Here is an 18,243-nt window from a genome sequence, read left to right as displayed (position 1 = left end):
ATGCTGCTGATTTACTGCCCCTATTGCGAGGAAGAGCGTTCGGAACTCGAATTCCGCAACGCCGGCGACGCGCATATCGTGCGGCCGGCCAATATTGCCGGGATTTCGGATGAGGAGTTCGAGGAATATTTCTTCCTGCGCGACAATCCGAAGGGGCTGATCTTCGAGCGCTGGCGGCACATCCATGGCTGTGGCCGCTTCTTCAATGCGGCGCGCGACACGGTGAGCGATCACTTCTACCGAACCTACAAGGCCGGCGAACCGAAGCCGGATCCGGCGACGCTCAAGCCCGGCGCGGCCGAACCGGTGGCGCAACAACAGAACGAACAAGAACAGACGGCACAAACAGAGGGATTCGTTGAATGAGCGGCGCCAATCGTATCGCGGGCAAGGGACGTCTGACGCCTGCCAGAACCGCTCGCTTCACTTTTGACGGCAAGACCTATACCGCGCTCGAAGGCGATACCGTCGCATCGGCGCTGCTTGCCAATGGCGTCCACCTTGTCGGCCGGTCCTTCAAATACCACCGTCCACGCGGCATCCTGTCGGCCGGAGCCGAAGAGCCGAACGCGCTGCTCGATATCTCGCGCGATGCGGCGCGGCGACAGCCGAACGTACGTGCCAGCGTGCAGGAAGTCTTCGACGGCATGAAGGCACAGTCGCAGAACCGCTGGCCGTCGCTCGCCTTCGATGTCGGCGGCGTCAACAATCTGATGTCGCCCTTCTTTGCCGCCGGCTTCTACTACAAGACCTTCATGTGGCCGAAGGCGGCCTGGAAGCATGTTTACGAGCCCTTCATCCGCCGTGCCGCTGGTCTCGGCGTCGCGCCGACGGAAGAAGATCCGGATCACTATGCCAGCCGTTATGCGCATTGCGACGTTCTCGTCGTCGGTGCCGGCGTTGCCGGCCTTTCCGCGGCACTCGCCGCGGCTGAAACCGGCGCCAAAGTCATCCTCTGTGACGAGCAGCCGGAGGTTGGCGGCGCGCTCCGCTTCGACACCGGCATCAAGATCGACGGTGTGGAAGGCTACGAGTGGGCGCAGATGACCTTCGCCAAGCTCAAGGCGATGCCGAATGTTCAGGTGCTGACCCGGACGACCGCCTTCGGCTATTACAACCACAATTTCTTCGGCCTCGCTGAACGGGTGACCGACCATCTGGCGAAGCCGGGCCGTAACCTGCCGCGCGAGCGCCTGTGGCAGGTCCGCGCCAAGCGCGCCATTCTGGCAACGGGCGCCATCGAACGCCACATGGTATTCCCGAACAACGACCGTCCGGGCATCATGCTCGCTTCGGCCGCGCGCGCCTATCTCAATCACTACGGCGTCGCCGTTGGGGCGAAGATCGGCGTCTATACGGCGCATGACTCGGCCTATGAGGCCGCTTTCGATCTCAAGCGCGCCGGCGTGTCCGTCGTTGCCATCGTCGATAGCCGCGCGCGGCCGGGCGAGGCTGTGTTGGCCGAGGCAAAACGGCTGGGCATCGAGGTGATGACCGACTATGCCGTCGTCGATACCTCAGGCAAGCTGCGCGTCTCTTCCATGACCGTCTCGCGCAACGGCAGCTCGGCGACCCGCAAGATCCCGGTGGATGCCCTGCTGGTTTCGGCCGGGTGGACGCCTTCAGTTCATCTCTTTTCGCAATCGCGCGGCAAGCTGAAATTCGATGCCGAGAAGCAGCGTTTCCTGCCGGGCACCTATGTTCAGGATTGCCTTTCGGTCGGTGCCTGCAACGGCACGGACGGGCTGCAAGCGGCGATCGAGGAATCGTTGGCCGCTGGTGAGCTGATGGCACGCGCGACCGGCAGCACCAATGGCGGCGAGAAGATCCAGCTTCATGCCGAGCAGGCTTTCGAGTGGACCGGCGGCATGATCGGTGCGGCTGAAGGCGCCGGGCCGGATACGAATGCGAAGGCTTTCGTCGATTTCCAGCACGATGTCTGCGCCAAGGATATTCGTCTCGCCGTGCGCGAAGGCATGCATTCCATCGAGCACATCAAGCGCTTCACCACCAACGGCATGGCGTCCGATCAGGGCAAGCTTTCCAACATGCACGGGCTGGCGATCGCCGCCGAAATGCTCGGCAAGGATATTCCGCAGGTCGGCCTTACCACCTTCCGCGCGCCCTATACGCCGGTGACTTACGGCACGCTCATCAGTCATTCGCGTGGGGCTCTCTTCGATCCCGCTCGCAAGACGCCGATGCATGCCTGGGAAGAGGCGCATGGCGCGATCTTCGAAGACGTCGGCAACTGGAAGCGCGCCTGGTTCTATCCGCGCGCCGGCGAGACCATGCACCAAGCCGTCAATCGCGAGTGCCGCACGGCGCGCGAAGTGGCTGGCGTGTTCGATGCGTCGACGCTCGGCAAGATCGAAGTGGTCGGACCCGACGCGGCCGAGTTCCTGAACCTCATCTACACCAATGCCTGGGATACGTTGAAGCCCGGCCGCTGCCGCTACGGCATCATGACCCGCGAGGACGGCTTCGTCTATGACGACGGCGTCGTCGGGCGTCTGGCCGAGGATCGCTTCCATGTGACGACGACGACAGGCGGCGCGCCGCGCGTGCTGCATCATATGGAAGACTATCTGCAGACAGAGTTCCCGCATCTGAAGGTGTGGCTGACCTCCACCACCGAGCAATGGGCCGTCATCGCCGTGCAAGGTCCGAAGGCACGCGAGATCATCGAGCCGCTCGTCGAAGGACAGGATCTCTCCAACGAGGCCTTCCCGCATATGAGTGTCGCCGAGTGCAAGGTTTGCGGCGTGCCGGCGCGGCTGTTCCGCGTCTCCTTCACTGGCGAAGTCGGCTATGAAATCAACGTGCCGGCCGATTACGGCCAGTCGGTCTGGGAGGCCGTCTGGGCTCGCGCCGAACCGCTGGGCGCTTGTGCCTACGGCACCGAGACCATGCACGTGCTGCGCGCCGAGAAGGGCTACATCATCGTCGGCCAGGATACCGATGGCACCGTCACGCCCGACGATGCCGGCCTTGCCTGGGCCGTGTCCAAGAAGAAGACCGATTTCGTCGGCATTCGCGGCCTGAAGCGGCCGGATCTCGTCAAGGAAGGTCGCAAGCAGCTGGTCGGCCTCGTCACCCGCGATCCGAAGGTGGTGCTGGAGGAAGGCGCGCAGATCGTCGCCGATCCGAATGAGCAGAAGCCGATGACCATGCTCGGCCATGTCACTTCGGCCTACTGGTCGGAAAATCTCGGCCGCTCCATCGCTTTCGCGCTCGTTGCCGGCGGACGTGAGCGCATGGGCAAGACGCTCTATGTGCCGATGCCCGACAAGACGATATCGGTCGAGGTGACGGATCTGGTGTTCTTTGACAAGGAAGGAGGCCGGATCAATGGCTGATCTCGCTACCCGCAAACTGCCGCTCGTTGGTCGCCACGGCGGTTCCTCGACCGTTCGGCTGACGCCTGCTGCTCCCGCAAGCCGCATTTCTCTGCGCGCTCCGGCCGATTCCGTCGGCGCTCTTTCGCAGGCGCTTGGCCTGCAACTGCCGACCCGGCCGAAGACTTCGGTCAGCGCCAATGGGCGTCACGCCCTGTGGCTCGGCCCGGACGAATGGCTCGTCATCGACGAAAACGGTGTCGAGCTGGTCGGCGTGGCTGGATCGTCTGGCGTGTTGCACTCGGCGACCGATGTCTCGCATCGCAATACAGCCATCATCGTGTCCGGCCCCGGCGCGGAAGCGACGCTCGCCGCCGGCTGCCCGCAGGATGTGTCGCTCAGCGCATTTCCGGTCGGCGCCTGCTCGCGCACGCTGCTCGGCAAGGCGGAGGTGGTGATCCTGCGGCTCGACGACGAGACACTCCGTGTCGAAGTCTGGCGTTCCTTCTCCGATTATGCTTTCGGCCTTCTGGCCGAAGGTGCGGAGGATGCGAGCCTTTAACTCTCTTCCGGCCTGTCCTTCGGATCGAACTGCGATATGGTCGTCCATGTCGCAGTCAGTGCCGGCTTGCGTTCGTTTTCGATCTCGACTGTTACGTCATAGGTCAGCATCAGCATGTTGGCGCCGCGCAGCCGGGTTTCGGCGAGCGTGAAACGGCCACGGACCCGCGCGTCGCATTTGACCGGCGACATGAGACGGATCTTCTCGAAGCCGTAATTAATGCCCATGGTCTGTTCGCGGATTTTCGGCAGGGCGCTGTAGTTCATCGCTGAAAGCAGCGAGAGCGTCAGGAAGCCGTGAGCGATGGTGCCGCCATAGGGTGTTTCCGCCTTGGCGCGCTCGGGATCGACATGGATGAACTGATGATCGAGCGTCGCATCGGCAAAAGTGTCGATCATCGTCTGGTCGACGGCAATCCAGTCGGAAACGCCGATTTCCGTTCCCGCAAGCTTCATGATCTCAACAAGCGAAATTTCGCCGGGCATGCCATCCTCGTCAGTCTGTGTCGTCAAAGCCCTTTCTGGCGAATCGGGATTGAAAGTGCAACCGCGATCAGCCTTCCAGAAGGAAGGCGACAGAGCGGGCGGGAATGTCGATCTGCTCTCCGGCTGGCGTTTCGCCTGCTGTCGTCAGCTGGGACCAGCCGCCGCTCTCGGAAGCCGGCAATATGACGGCGCGTTCGTTTGCGGCGCGATTGAAGATTATGGCGAGCCGCGTCGATCGGTGCGTCGCGCGATCCTCTGTTTGTAGCGCCATGCCAAGCACGGCCACTCCTGGCGCCTCCCAATCCGGCACCGTCATTGGCGTCCCTGCGCCTGAAAACCAAAGCACGTCACCATCACCCCGGAAGAAATTCATGTCGCCAAAGGCGGTGAAGCGGCGGCGCAGGCCGGCGAGCCAGGCAGTATGGCCGATCAGTTCCTCGTCCAGCGTCTTCCAGTCCATCCAGGTGATGGCGTTGTCCTGGCAATAGGCATTGTTGTTGCCCTGCTGGCTGCGCCCGCCTTCATCGCCTGCCGTCAGCATGATAGCGCCGCGCGTGGCAAAGAGCGTTGACAGCATAGCTTCAATATCGGCGCGGCGCTTGCGCTGGACCGAGGGATCATCCGTTTTTCCCTCGATGCCGTTGTTCCAGGAGAAGTTCTCGTTGTGACCATCGCGATTGTTCTCGCCATTGGCCTCATTGTGCTTGTTCTCGTAGGACACGAGATCCATCAGGGTGAAGCCGTCATGGGCGGCGAGGAAGTTGACGCTGCGCGTCTGTGTCCGCCCGTCACGGCCAAAGATGGACGAAGAGCCGGCAAGGATCGTTGCCAGATCGCCGATGCCGGCATCGCCGCGCCAGAAGCGGCGCAGGTCGTCGCGAGCGCGGTCGTTCCATTCGAGGAAAGGTGCCGGGAAATTTCCGAGCTGATAACCGCCTGGACCGATGTCCCAGGGTTCTGCGATCATGATTCGATCCTGCAGCACCTCGTCCGCCAGCATGGTGCGCAGCGTCATGCTTTCCGGATCGAAGCCCTTGCCGTTGCGGCCGAGCACGGTGGCGAGATCGAAGCGGAAACCGTCGATCCCGGCATTGCGGACGAAATGCCGTAGGCTGTCGATGATGAGCTTGCGTGTCGCCGGCTGATCGCATGCAACGGTGTTTCCCGTGCCGGTATCGTTGACAAGCGTCCCGGGCTGATCCGGCAGGCTGCGGAAATAAGTGGGGTTATCGAGGCCGCGCAGGGATAGCGTCGGGCCTTGACGGTCGCTCTCGCCGGTATGGTTGAAGACGAGATCGAGGATGACGGCGATGCCTTCGGCGTGAAGGGCGGCGACTGTCTCGCGCAGCTCCTTCATGCCGCCGGGTAGGAGACGTGGGTCGAGCGCCATGAAGGCGACGGGGTTATAGCCCCAGCCATTGGTGAGGCCGAGCGGCGGCAGATGCCGTTCGTCGATCCATGCTGTGATCGGCATGAGCTCGACGGCGCTCACCTGCAGGCGCTTGAGATGGGCGATGATTGAGGGATGGGCGAGGGCGCCGAGCGTGCCTCGCTTCTCAGCCGGCACATCCGGATGCAGCATGGTGAAGGGTTTGACGGCAATTTCATAGATCAGGCCGCCTGGCTGAAACAGAGGTTTGGCGGGCTTCACGGCAACGTCGCGCGAGACGATTGCCTTTGGCATCAGATCCTGAGTGTCTTCGCCGAACGCTGCGAGGCGAGCGTCGTATTGGAACGGCCGATCGATCTCCTTGGCATAGGGATCGACAAGCAGCTTGGATGGGTCGAACCATAGGCCGCGATCAGGATCGTAGGTGCCATGGGCGCGCAGGCCGTAGCGCGTGCCTTCCCCCACATCTTTCACAAAGAGGCGGTGTTCATCGCCGTCGCGGGCGAGCGGCAGACGGGCGATTTCCTTGTGGCCCTCGGCGTCGAACAGGCAAAGCTCTATCCGCTCAGCATGCCTAGAATAGACAGCAAATTCGACACCCGAGTCAGTGAGGGTGGCGCCAAGGCAGCGGGTTGTCGGTTCGGACATGTCTCGCGGGCTTTCCATTTTAGGACGTTGGAACGAACGTGATGCAATTTGCCGTCGTTCCCGGATAACCCCCTCATCCGTCTTTCGGCGATTTCGCTCCGCTCAATCACCGAAATCCACCTTCTCCCCGAGGGGAGGAGGTCCTTATGGCACAATCCCCCTCTCCCCTCGGGGAGAGGGCAGGGTGAGGGGGGTCTGCAAAAATTGCCGTCAGGTAATCACCGTCGGTGCATCGCGGCCGGTGCGGCCCTTGATGTCGGCGATATCCTGAGCGGCCGTGATGAGATCGGCCAGCGCTTCCTGGGTCTCGATATTGTGGCGGGTCGAATCGGGCTCGTAACGCTCGATATAGACGCGCAGTGTCGCGCCCGTCGTGCCGGTGCCGGAGAGGCGGAAGACGACGCGCGAGCCGCCCTCGAACATGATGCGGATGCCCTGATGCTGGCTGACCGACTTGTCGACCGGATCGTGATAGGCAAAATCGTCGGCGGCGGAAACCGTGAGGTCGCCGAACTTCGTGCCCGGCAGGGTCGGCAGCTTTTCGCGCAGCGCTGCAATCAGGCCGTTGGCAGCATCAGTATCGACGCCTTCATAGTCGTGGCGAGAATAATAGTTGCGGCCATAGGCGGCCCAATGCTGCGTCACGATATCGATGACGCTCTCGCCGCGCACGGCAAGGATGTTCAGCCAGAGCAGCACGGCCCAAAGGCCATCCTTTTCGCGAACATGGTTGGAGCCGGTGCCGGAGCTTTCCTCGCCGCAGATCGTCGCCATGCCGGCATCGAGCAGGTTGCCGAAGAATTTCCAGCCGGTGGGCGTTTCGTAGATGCCGACACCGCGCTTTTCGGCAACACGGTCGGCGGCGCCGCTTGTCGGCATCGAACGGGCGATGCCGGCGATGCCATGCGAATAGCCGGGAGCGAGGTTGGCGTTGGCTGCCAGGATCGCCAGGCTGTCGGACGGGGTGACGTAGATGCCCTTGCCGATGATGAGATTGCGGTCGCCGTCGCCGTCCGATGCTGCGCCGAAATCGGGCGCATCGTCGCTCATCATGTCGTCGTAGAGCTCCTTGCAGTAGACGAGGTTCGGGTCCGGATGATGGCCGCCGAAATCCGGCAGCGGCAGGAAGTTGCGCACCGATCCATCCGGGGCGCCAAGACGGATTTCAAAGATTTCCTTGGCATAAGGGCCGGTGACGGCGCTCATCGCATCGAAGCAGATGCGGAAGCCTAGGCTGATCAGGTTGCGGATGGCGCCGAAATCGAACAGCTCTTCCATCAGGGCTGCATAATCTTCGACCGGATCTATGACCGAAACGATCATGCCGTCGATATCTTCGCGGCCGATGCGGTCGAGGTTGATATCCGGGAAATCGGCAATCTTGTAGCTTTCGATCACCTTGGAGCGCTCGTAGATAGCGTCGGTAATCTTTTCAGGCGCGGGGCCGCCATTGCCGATGTTGTACTTGATGCCGAAGTCTTCCGTCGGGCCGCCGGGATTGTGGCTGGCCGACAGGATGATACCGCCGAAGGCCTTGTACTTGCGGATGATGTTGGAGGCTGCGGGCGTCGAGAGGATGCCGCCCTTGCCGACCATCACCTTGCCGAAGCCATTCGCGGCGGCCATCTTGATGGCCTTCTGGATGACTTCGCGATTGTAGTAGCGGCCATCGCCGCCGATGACCAGGCACTTGCCCTGATAGCCTTCGAGCGAATCAAAAATCGACTGGATGAAGTTTTCCGCGTAGTTCGGCTGCTGGAATACCGGAACCTTCTTTCGCAGGCCCGAAGTACCTGGTTTCTGGTCCGCGAAGGGGGTGGTGGGTACTGTTTTAATCATCGGGTTAAGCGCCTCTCGAGACTAGACTGGAGTAGAGAGCGGCGTAGCGTTCTGCGCTCCTGCCCCAGGATACGTCGGATTTCATGCCCTGCTTTTGCATCTGCGTCCAGACCTTTCGATCCGGGAAAAGATGCATGGCACGGCGCACGGCCTGCAAAAGCCCCTCCGCGGTGATGGGCGAAAATTGAATGCCGGTCGCGACTTTTGCCTGCAGCGCGGCATGGTTGGCGTCGATAATCGTATCGTTCAGCCCGCCCGTTCGCGCAACGATGGGTAAGCAGCCATAGCGTAAGCCATAAAGCTGCGTGAGGCCACAGGGTTCGAAGCGCGAGGGAATGATAATCGCATCACAGCCGGCCTGCATCAGATGCGACATGGGTTCGTTGTAGCCGGCCGAAACACCGACGCGACCGCGATGACGGCCGGCTGCGGCAAAAAGCGCGCCCTCCAGCGCCGCATCACCTGCGCCGAGAATTGCGAGCTTGCCGCCCATGTGGACGATCTCGCTGGCAACTTCAGCCAGAATATCCATGCCCTTCTGCCACGTGAGGCGGCTGACGACGCAGAAGATCGGACCGTCATCGTCGTCGAGGCCGAAATGCTCGACGACCCGATGGCGGTTGATGGCGCGATCCTTCAGCGTCGCCGCGCTATAGGTCTGCGCGATCATCGGATCGGTCGCAGGGTTCCAAATGTCATCGTCGATGCCGTTGACGATGCCGTAGAGATTGTAGGCCCTGCTGGCGATGACGCCTTCGAGGCCCATGCCGAATTCCGGCGTTAGGATTTCTTCCGCATAGGATGGGCTGACGGTGGTCAGGGCATGTGCCGTCTGCAGCCCGCCTTTCAGGAAGCCGACATCGCCGTAATATTCGATGCCTTCCATGGAGAAAGCGTGGGCCGGCAGGCGCAGGCCGGGGAAGATGTCGGCGCCGAACTGGCCCTGGAATGCGATGTTGTGGATGGTCAGCACGCTCGGCAGCTCCGGCGTCGGATAGTAGCGCATGTAGACCGGCACCAAAGCCGACTGCCAGTCATGCGCATGCACGAGATCCGGCCGCCAGCCGGGCAGGAGGCCGGCGGCAATTTCCGCACCGGCGAGCGACAGCGCGGCGAAACGACGCCAGTTGTCGGGGTAATCCTTGCCCGTCGCATCCACATAGGGGCCGCCGGTGCGGCTGTAATAGGCCGGCGCATCGAGCACGAGGAAGGAAATTCCCGCGTGCTCGACCTCGAGAATGGTGGCAGCCTCGCCAAGGAGATCCGGAAGCTCCAGACGGGCAACCGGATCGCGGATGGCTTTCATGACCGCAGGGTAGCCCGGGATGAGGGTTTTGGTTTCAACGCCATAGGGCTTCAGTGCAATAGGCAGGGCGCCGGCCACATCGGCAAGGCCCCCTGTCTTGATCAGGGGGAAGACTTCGGACGAAACCGAGAGAACCTTCATAGGTTACAAATCCAGCTTGTCGATCATCGATTGGGTGATGAGGCAGATGCCGCTTTCCGTGCGGCGGAAACGCTTGGCATCGAGTTCCGGATCCTCACCGACTATCAGACCTTCGGGAATGGTGACGCCATGGTCGATGACGACATTCTTCAGCTGCGCGCGGCGGCCGATCTTGACACTCGGCAGCACGACGGCACCTTCCAGCTTGGAGTAGGAATTGGCGCGGACACCGGTGAAGAGCAGGCTGTTGTAGAGGCTCGCGCCGGAAATGATGCAATCGCCGGCAATGACTGAGGAGATGGCGGAGCCACGGCGATCTTCGTCGTCATGAACGAATTTGGCCGGCGGCGTGATTTCGGCATAGGTCCAGATCGGCCAGGATTTGTCGTAGATGTCGAGCTCCGGCACCACGGCGGTCAGGTCGATATTGGCCTGCCAATAGGCGTCCACCGTTCCGACGTCCCGCCAATAGGCCTCGCGCTCGAAATCGGAGCGAACGCAGGATTGCGTGAAGCGGTGAGCGATGGCTTTGCCGTTCTTGACGATATGGGGAATGATGTCCTTGCCGAAGTCGCGGCTGGAATTCGGGTCGGCCGCATCGCGCTTCAGGCATTCGATCAGGAATTTCGTGTGGAAGACGTAGATGCCCATCGAGGCGAGCGCGAAATCCGGATTGCCGGGGATACCTGGCGGATCGGCCGGCTTCTCGACGAAGTCGATGATCTGATCCTTATCGTCGACGTGCATGACGCCAAAGCCGACAGCCTCCATACGCGGCACTTCCAGGCAGCCGATGGTGACGTCAGCGCCGGAATCGACATGTTGCTGCAGCATCCATTCATAGTCCATCTTGTAGATGTGGTCGCCGGCGAGGATGACCATGTATTCCGGACCATAGGGCTCGATGATGTCGATGTTCTGATAGACGGCGTCCGCGGTGCCCTCGTACCACTGCGTTTCGGAAACGCGCTGCGAGGCCGGCAGGATATCGAAGCTTTCGTTTCGTTCGGGACGAAAGAAGTTCCAGCCGCGCTGCATGTGGCGGATCAGCGAATGGGCCTTGTATTGCGTCGCGACGCCGATGCGGCGGATGCCGGAATTGAGCGCGTTTGACAGCGCGAAATCGATGATCCGGGTCTTGCCGCCGAAATAGACGGCTGGCTTGGCACGGCGGTCGGTCAGTTCTTTCAGGCGGCTGCCGCGGCCCCCGGCAAGAACGTAGGCCATGGCATCGCGCGCCAGCGGCTGGAAACGTTTTTCTACCATTTTATTCCTCCCTGTCCGTAGTGATCTCAGAATTCCGGTTCGAGCATGATGGTCGCCAGCGGAGGCAGCGTTATGATCGCATGTACGCCTCCGCCTGCATTGACGGCCTGGACACGCCCGCCATTCCCCTTGCCGCTGCCGCCGTAGATGTCGGCATCGGTATTCAATATCTCGCGCCACCGCCCCTCAGCTGGCAGACGCAAAGTGTAATTCTCTCGATAGACTGGCGTGAAATTGGTGATGACGGCAACCGGCTTTTCGCCCGGCGCCTTGCGCAGCCAGGCGAAGACCGAGTTTTCGAAATCGTCGACGACAAGCCATTCGAAGCCATCGCCCTCGCAGTCGCGGGCGTGGAGTGCCGGCTTGCTGCGATAGGTGAAATTGAGGTCGCGAACGAGGCGGCGCATGCCTTCATGCATGCGGTACTGCAGCAGGTTCCAGTCCAGGGCACGCTCCTCGCTCCATTCGCTCCATTGTGCGAATTCCTGGCCCATGAACAGCAGCTTCTTGCCGGGATAGCCCCACATGAAGGCATAGTAGGCGCGCAGATTGGCGAATTTCTGCCAGTCGTCGCCGGACATCTTGGCGATCAGTGATCCCTTGCCGTGGACGACTTCATCATGCGAGAGCGGCAGGACGAAGTTTTCCGAGAAGGCGTAGATCAGGCCGAAGGTCAGCTCGTTGTGGTGATATTTGCGGTGCACGGGCTCGCGGGCGAGATAGCTCAGCGTGTCGTGCATGAAGCCCATGTTCCACTTGAAGCCGAAGCCGAGGCCGCCTTCATGAACCGGCTGGGATACTTTCGGCCAGGAGGTCGATTCCTCCGCGATGGTCATGACACCGGGATGCGCACCATAGATCCGGGTATTCACCGACTGCAGGAAGCGGACGGCTTCGAGATTTTCGTTGCCGCCATATTCGTTCGGGATCCATTCGCCGTGCTTGCGGGAATAGTCGAGGTAGAGCATGGAGGCGACGGCATCCACGCGCAAACCGTCCAGGTGGTATTTTTCTGCCCAGTAGAGTGCATTGTTCAGCAGATAGGCGAGCACCTCGGTGCGGCCGAAATTGTAGATCGCCGTGTTCCAGTCGGGGTGAAAACCCTTGCGTGGGTCCTCGTGCTCGTAGAGGGCGGTTCCATCGAACCAGCGCAGGCCATGCTCGTCGGTCGGAAAATGCGCCGGCACCCAATCGAGGATAACGCCGATGCCGACCTTGTGGCAGCCGTTGACGAAACGGGCAAAGCCTTCCGGTTCGCCGAAGCGGGCCGTCGGGGCGTAAAGACCCGTGGTCTGATAGCCCCAGGACGGATCGTAGGGGTGTTCGGTGATCGGCAGGAATTCGATATGGGTGAAGCCCATGTCGACGCAATAGGGAATGAGGCGCGAGGCAAGCTCGTCCCACGACAGCATCGAACCGTCGTCGCGGCGCTGCCAGGAACCGGCGTGTACCTCGTAGATGGAGATCGGCTGGCGGCGCTGATCGACGCTTGCCCAATGTTCGCGATGCGCCGAATCGTCCCAGACCTGAAGCAGTTCGTTGGCGGTGACCGAAGCCGTTTTCGGGCGCAGTTCGCTGCGTCGGGCAAAGGGATCGGCTTTCAGCGGCAGCAAGACGCCATCATGGCCACGGATCTCGAACTTGTAGGCGACCCCGGCTGGCACATCCGGAGCGAATATCTCCCAGATGCCGCTGTCGGCACGGAAACGCATGACGTGCCGGCGGCCATCCCAATTGTTGAAATCGCCGACGACGGAAACGCGCTGCGCATTTGGCGCCCAGACGGCGAAATGAAAGCCCTGCACGCCCTCGTGCTTCAGGGGATGGGCGCCCATCTTGTCGAACAGGCGCAGATGCGTGCCCTGGCGGGCAAAATAATCGTCCATCGGCCCGAGAACCGGACCGAAGCTATAGGGATCGGTTACCGCCCATTCTGCATCGCCGCGCCGTGCGCGATAGCGGACCGGCTGCTGCTTGGCGAGCTTGACGTCGCCGGAAAAGAAGCCTGCCGGATCGAGGCATGCGAGCTCGCCGATGACGGAACCGTCGAGTGCCGTGGCGGTGACGGCTTCCGCGCCAAGGATGAAACAGCGGGCCACATAGCCGTCGTCCGTCTTGTGAACGCCGAGAACGGCGAACGGATCGGAATGGGTGCCTGCGAGAATTGCAGCAATATCCTCTGCCGAAATATCGCTCGAGCTCGTAGCGTCAGCGGTTTTTTTCGGCTTTTTCATCCGGCTCTCCAGATTTCCTTGGCGTATTGACGGATCGTTCGGTCGGAGGAGAACCAGCCCATGCGAGCAGTATTGTTGATTGTCTTTGCGTACCACTCCGACGGGTTGGCCCAGAGAATATCGACTTCGCGCTGTGCCGAGGCATAGGCGTCGAAATCGGCAGCGACCATGAACCAGTCGTGGCTATAGATGCCGTCGATCAGGCTGGCGTAGCGGTTGCGATCGTCGGGGGAGAAGACGCCGGAGGCGATGGCCGAAAGGGCTTGAGCCAATTCGCGCGAACGCTCGATGATGGCGCGAGGGTTATGACCGTCGCTGCGCAGGTTCGCGACCTCGTCGGCCCGCAGTCCGAAGATGACGATATTGTCCTCGCCGACATTGTCGCGCATTTCGACATTGGCGCCATCCAGCGTGCCGATGGTCAACGCGCCGTTGAGAGCGAATTTCATGTTGCCGGTGCCGGAGGCTTCCATGCCGGCGGTCGAAATCTGCTCTGAAAGGTCGGCGGCCGGAACCATGACTTCTGCCAGCGACACGTTGTAGTTCGGCACGAAGACGACCTTCAAGAGGCCGCGTACGGACGGATCGTTGTTGATGACGCGGGCGACGTCGTTGATCAGTTTGATGATGAGCTTCGCGTTGTGATAGCTCGGCGCCGCCTTGCCGGCAAAGAGCTTGACGCGCGGCTGCCAATCGAGTTCCGGATGCGAGCGGATCTGGTCGTAAAGTGCCACTGCCTCAATGACGTTCAGAAGCTGGCGCTTGTATTCATGGATGCGCTTGATCTGGATATCGAACATCGCGTTCGGGTCGAGCTTGATGCCCATGCGGCTGGCGACGAGGTTGGAGAGCTGCACCTTGTTGGCACGCTTGACGGCGGCGAACTTCTCCTGGAAGGCGCTGTCGTGGGCGAACTGATCCAGCGGCTTCAGCTGTTCGGCATCGTCGAGGAAGGCGTCGCCGATAGTTTCGCGTACGAGATTGGTCAGCCCGGGATTGCATTGCATAAGCCAGCGCCGCGGTGTGATGCCGTTCGTCTTGTTGTTGATGCGATCGGGATAGAGCTTGTGGAGGTCGGCGAAGACCGTGACCTTCATCAAGTCGGTATGAAGCGCGGAAACGCCGTTGATCGAATGCGAGCCGACGAAGGCGAGATTGCCCATGCGCACGCGGCGATCACCATTCTCGTCGATCAGCGAGATCGAGCGGATTTCGGTGTCGCTGAAATTGCGCAGCTTGCGCGCTTCGACCAGAACCTTGGCGTTGATGGCGTAGACGATCTGCATGTGCCGCGGCAAAAGCCGCTCGAACAGCGGTACGGGCCAGCTTTCGAGCGCTTCCGGCAGCAGGGTGTGGTTGGTGTAGCCAAAGGTGTTTCTGGTGATATCCCAGGCCTTGTCGAAATCGAAGCCGTGGACATCGATCAGCAGGCGCATCATTTCCGTGACGGAGACGGCCGGATGCGTGTCATTCAGCTGGATCGCAACCTTGTCGGCGAGATTGGTCAGGTCGTCATATTGCTGCAGGTGGCGGCGCAGGATGTCCTGCAGCGAGGCCGACGAGAAGAAGAATTCCTGGCGCAGGCGCAGTTCCTGACCGGCCGGCGTCGCATCGGCGGGATAGAGAACGCGGGTCAGGCTTTCGGCCTTGTTGCTTTCGCGTAGCGCGCCGATGTGATCGCCGGCGTTGAAGGCATCAAGCAGGATCGGGTCGATCGGTTGCGCCGACCAGAGGCGCAGCGTGTTGACGCGCTTGCCGCGCCAGCCGACGACGGGCGTGTCGAATGCCGTGGCGATGACGCGCTCGGCCGGCTTCCAGACGTAACGCGGCTGATCGTCGTGACCGCCGATGGTCTCGACAGCACCGCCGAAGCCGATTTCATAGGAGCTTTCCTGGCGTTCGAATTCCCATGGGTTGCCGTGTGCCAGCCAGGTTTCGGGCAATTCCACTTGCCAGCCATCGGCCATCTGCTGACGGAAGAGACCATGCACGTAACGAATGCCATAGCCATAGGCCGGCACATCGACGGTTGCCATGGATTCCATGAAGCAAGCGGCAAGGCGGCCAAGACCGCCATTGCCGAGCGCTGCGTCGGGCTCAAGGCCGGCGATGACACGAATATCGACGCCCAGCGAAGCGAGAGCGTTGGTTATCTCCTCCATCAGGCCCAGATTGGAGATGGCGTCCCGCATCAGGCGGCCGATGAGGAATTCGAGAGACAGATAGTAAACGCGCTTGGCACCCGTCTGATAGGCTTTTCGGGTGGATTCGATCCATTTGTCGATGACGCGGTCGCGGATGACAAGGATCGTTGCCGTCAGCCAGTCGTGCGGCTTGGCGACCTTCGCATCCTTGCCGATGCGGTACGTCAAGCGCTCGATGATTTCTTCGGCAAGGATTTCGGGGCGGGAACTGCGCGGGGCTGGAACGGGGAGATCGGCTTTCGTCAAGTTATTCATACTATCAACTCTCGCCATTTATGATTTATATTCAGCGTGTTACGCTCAATTAAATCGATTTGCCTTTCCGTGTCACTATCAGTTTACGCACCGATGTAAAGCAGTTGCAACAAGCGAGTTGGGCGGATGCGAAAAATGCCGCCAAAGGTCTGCCCTGAGTCGGAAAAGACTTGATTCCGATGATGTTTCGGGCTTTTATTCGCGCATCGATCAAACGAAAAGCCGCGCGATACTCGCATCGCGCGGCTTTTTCTTTGCTGTCTATCTATGGTTGCTTGGCGCTATTGCCAGCGAGATCACTTCGTCAGCAGCGTCATCTGCTTCGATGTTTCCGTGGCGATTGTCGTAAATGCCTTGAAGAGATCCGCAGCGCTTTGGGGCGTAAAGTAGTCGGAGGCTGAAGTAGCGCAATACTTCAGCAAGGCCTGGCCATTCTCCGGTGCCATGAAGGCAATCGTGTACACGTGGATGCCGTTGCTGCGCGCCTTGTCGCATTGTGCTTTGGTATCCGTGTCCGCATTTGTCACGTTGTTTTCTCCGTCGGTCATGAATACGATGTACATGGTCGGGTTCAGGACGCCGCTCTTGTCCTTATGTTGGAGCTGCTCATATGTCAGTCCTGAGGTCGGGGACGATTTCGTCAATGCGTCGACAGCGGCCGTAAACGCGGGGGCCGAATTCGTGGAGCCGCTCGAAGTCAGGTTGTTGACATAAGTCGTGATGCCGCTCGTACCCCAAGCGAGGGCCGTAGGTGTCTGAGCGACATTGTTATACGAGTCCGCGCCTGTTCGAACGTACATCATGTTCGGGTCGGCACTGTTTAGCTGTGCGGCCAGATTGGACGTGGCAATCTTCAGCGATTCCATTTTGGTGTAGTAATTCGTCTTGGTGCCGGTGCAATTACTCCATACCTGCCAGCCGTTCCCATTCGTCTTCAAGCAGCTATAGGTATATGTCGTGGTCGGCTGCTGGGTATTGACCGTGTCCGTGGCTTCATCCATGGATCCGGAGCGGTCCAGAACAAAATACATCGACAGCGCATTCTTCTGGATTTCGGTAGTCTTTCCGCTGGTTGACGTGCTGGACGCAGAAATGTTCAGGGAACTCTGCCCCGTCAGGCGGGTCATGCTGTTCACGGACATCGAATAGGATGCATTTACAACGACCGTGTAACCCGAATTCCCGGAGGAATCGGTCGTTTTTGTTACCGTCGTGCTGGTGCCCGCTTTCAGTGAATTCGTAGCATCCGTATCACCGGCGAGATAGTTCGACATTTGGCCGAGGACAAAATTGTTGGCGAGATCCTTGGCGGTCGTGGTGGTCGCGCTACCATCCGCAAGCGCGGTTGCCGTAGCGAGTGCGGCGGCGTCCGTTGATTCCTGAAGCTGGCTGCGTGTCAGCGACATGTTCGTGACATCGACCGCTACACCTCCCGCCACAGCCAGCACGGGCACGGCAATCGCCGTCAGGATGCCAAAATTTCCGGCTCGATCACGTAGAAGTTGTTTAAATGCCCAAAGTATATCGGAGCCGGCAATCATCATGTCCGCCTATTGGAAAGAGTTAGATTCTCAAGAACGGCGGGACTATCAATTACAAATATGAGTTGAAGGTTTAAACGGTCAGTTGATTTTTAACAAACTACATAATCTGGCGCGATTTGCTTCAAATTTTTACTACCTTAAGTATATTCTATTTTAGTGGAACGACATCTACTGCCTGAACGGCTTTCTGATTGCCATAGCTCTTCAGCACGCCGATAACGGGGGCAACGTCCGAATAATCGCGACCATAGGCAACGACGATGTGATCCGTGCCGGCGGGAATATTGTTGGTCGGATCGAGCTCGATCCAGCCTGCCGTCTCACCGCACCAGACGCGCACCCAGGCGTGCATGGCGTCGGCGCCTTCCAGTCTTTCTTTGCCGGGCGGCGGAATGGTGCGCAAGAAGCCGCTGACATAGCCGGCGGGGATACCGAGGCTGCGGAGCGCGATGATCATCACATGCGAAAAATCCTGGCAGACCCCGCGCTTGAGGCGAAATGCCTCCTTGGGGGTGGTATCGACCGTCGTCGCCTTGGGATCGTAGGTGAAGTCCTTGTGGATCTGCGCGCAGACCGCATGCGCAATCTGCAGGGTCGTCAGTTTGGTCGATTTCCATTGCCTGGCGTAATCGGTGATTTCGCCCGTCTCCGGCAGACGCGGGCTGCTGCCGAGGAAATGGTGGGGTGAAGACGGGTCGATCGACCAGCAGTCTTCGATCTCTTCCGGCAACTTGGCCAGCAGCGGCGAGAAGTCGGCCCCGACGGGCTGGCTTTCCACCTGAACGCGCGCCTGCATGCGGATGTCGAGCCTTTCATGCGGATCGCGCACCAGGATCGAGGTCGCCGGATGCTGGAAGAAATCCGTGAAGTTGGATTGCTCGTCCGGACCCGGGGTTATCTTTACCGAGCCGGCGATCAGCCTCTGCCGATTGGGCAGTGAGAGCGGCATGACGCGCAGGATATGCCGCGCGCCGCTTGCCGGCACGTCGTAGATGTAGCCCATGTGAAGCGAGAGATCGTAGAGCATCACG

General features: G+C 60.5%; 12 protein-coding genes. 3 read left to right on the top strand and 9 right to left on the bottom strand.

Translation table 11 applies throughout. The features are described 5' to 3' along the window. From AC13QY_RS13050 to AC13QY_RS13040, 3 genes are read left to right on the top strand one after another with little or no spacing between them, the layout of a single operon-like run. Positions 1–366 (top strand): sarcosine oxidase subunit delta, encoded by a 366-nt coding sequence (locus tag AC13QY_RS13050; RefSeq protein ID WP_269245016.1) that lies wholly within the window; start codon positions 1–3, stop codon positions 364–366. Next, complete coding sequence (locus tag AC13QY_RS13045; RefSeq protein ID WP_269245017.1) at positions 363–3,359, top strand: sarcosine oxidase subunit alpha; 2,997 nt, start codon at positions 363–365, stop codon at positions 3,357–3,359. The genes AC13QY_RS13050 and AC13QY_RS13045 overlap by 4 nt, the downstream gene beginning before the upstream one ends. Beyond that, complete coding sequence (locus tag AC13QY_RS13040) at positions 3,352–3,900, top strand: sarcosine oxidase subunit gamma (RefSeq protein ID WP_113330518.1); 549 nt, start codon at positions 3,352–3,354, stop codon at positions 3,898–3,900. The genes AC13QY_RS13045 and AC13QY_RS13040 overlap by 8 nt, the downstream gene beginning before the upstream one ends. Here AC13QY_RS13040 and AC13QY_RS13035 read toward each other — a convergent pair. The 9 genes from AC13QY_RS13035 to AC13QY_RS12995 all read right to left on the bottom strand — a co-directional run bounded on the left by AC13QY_RS13035 (position 3,897) and on the right by AC13QY_RS12995 (position 18,239). Continuing rightward, a complete protein-coding gene (locus AC13QY_RS13035; protein WP_113354973.1) occupies positions 3,897–4,385 on the bottom strand; it encodes a MaoC family dehydratase in 489 nt (162 codons plus the stop codon). The genes AC13QY_RS13040 and AC13QY_RS13035 overlap by 4 nt on opposite strands. A gap of 67 nt (positions 4,386–4,452) precedes the next feature. Further along, positions 4,453–6,423, bottom strand: a complete 1,971-nt coding sequence (glgX, locus tag AC13QY_RS13030; RefSeq protein ID WP_113354977.1) for a glycogen debranching protein GlgX — start codon at positions 6,421–6,423, stop codon at positions 4,453–4,455. A gap of 210 nt (positions 6,424–6,633) precedes the next feature. Next, on the bottom strand, positions 6,634–8,262 hold the full coding sequence (locus AC13QY_RS13025) for an alpha-D-glucose phosphate-specific phosphoglucomutase (RefSeq protein ID WP_069613291.1): 1,629 nt from the start codon (positions 8,260–8,262) through the stop codon (positions 6,634–6,636). A 4-nt stretch (positions 8,263–8,266) separates the two neighbouring features. Continuing rightward, on the bottom strand, positions 8,267–9,709 hold the full coding sequence (glgA, locus tag AC13QY_RS13020; protein ID WP_113330515.1) for a glycogen synthase GlgA: 1,443 nt from the start codon (positions 9,707–9,709) through the stop codon (positions 8,267–8,269). Positions 9,710–9,712: 3 nt separating this feature from the next. Beyond that, positions 9,713–10,975: a glucose-1-phosphate adenylyltransferase gene (gene glgC / locus AC13QY_RS13015; RefSeq protein WP_113330514.1), complete on the bottom strand. Its 1,263-nt coding sequence runs from the start codon at positions 10,973–10,975 to the stop codon at positions 9,713–9,715. 26 nt (positions 10,976–11,001) lie between these two features. Continuing rightward, the gene (gene glgB, locus AC13QY_RS13010) at positions 11,002–13,209 is read right to left on the bottom strand and encodes a 1,4-alpha-glucan branching protein GlgB (RefSeq protein ID WP_113420206.1); all 2,208 of its coding nucleotides are present in this window, start codon (positions 13,207–13,209) and stop codon (positions 11,002–11,004) included. Continuing rightward, positions 13,206–15,668 carry a glycogen/starch/alpha-glucan phosphorylase gene (locus AC13QY_RS13005; protein ID WP_113420207.1) on the bottom strand — a complete coding sequence of 821 codons (2,463 nt, stop codon included), beginning with the start codon at positions 15,666–15,668 and terminating at the stop codon, positions 13,206–13,208. Before AC13QY_RS13005 ends, glgB begins: the two co-directional genes overlap by 4 nt. A 296-nt stretch (positions 15,669–15,964) precedes the next feature. After that, a complete protein-coding gene (locus AC13QY_RS13000; RefSeq protein ID WP_269245018.1) occupies positions 15,965–17,212 on the bottom strand; it encodes a vWA domain-containing protein in 1,248 nt (415 codons plus the stop codon). Positions 17,213–17,360: 148 nt separating this feature from the next. Beyond that, complete coding sequence (locus AC13QY_RS12995; protein WP_113330511.1) at positions 17,361–18,239, bottom strand: transglutaminase family protein; 879 nt, start codon at positions 18,237–18,239, stop codon at positions 17,361–17,363. Positions 18,240–18,243: the final 4 nt, after the last annotated feature.

It is taken from the genome of Martinezella sp. CNPSo 3795 (assembly GCF_057784475.1).
This window is presented reverse-complemented; position numbering and strand designations above follow the sequence as displayed.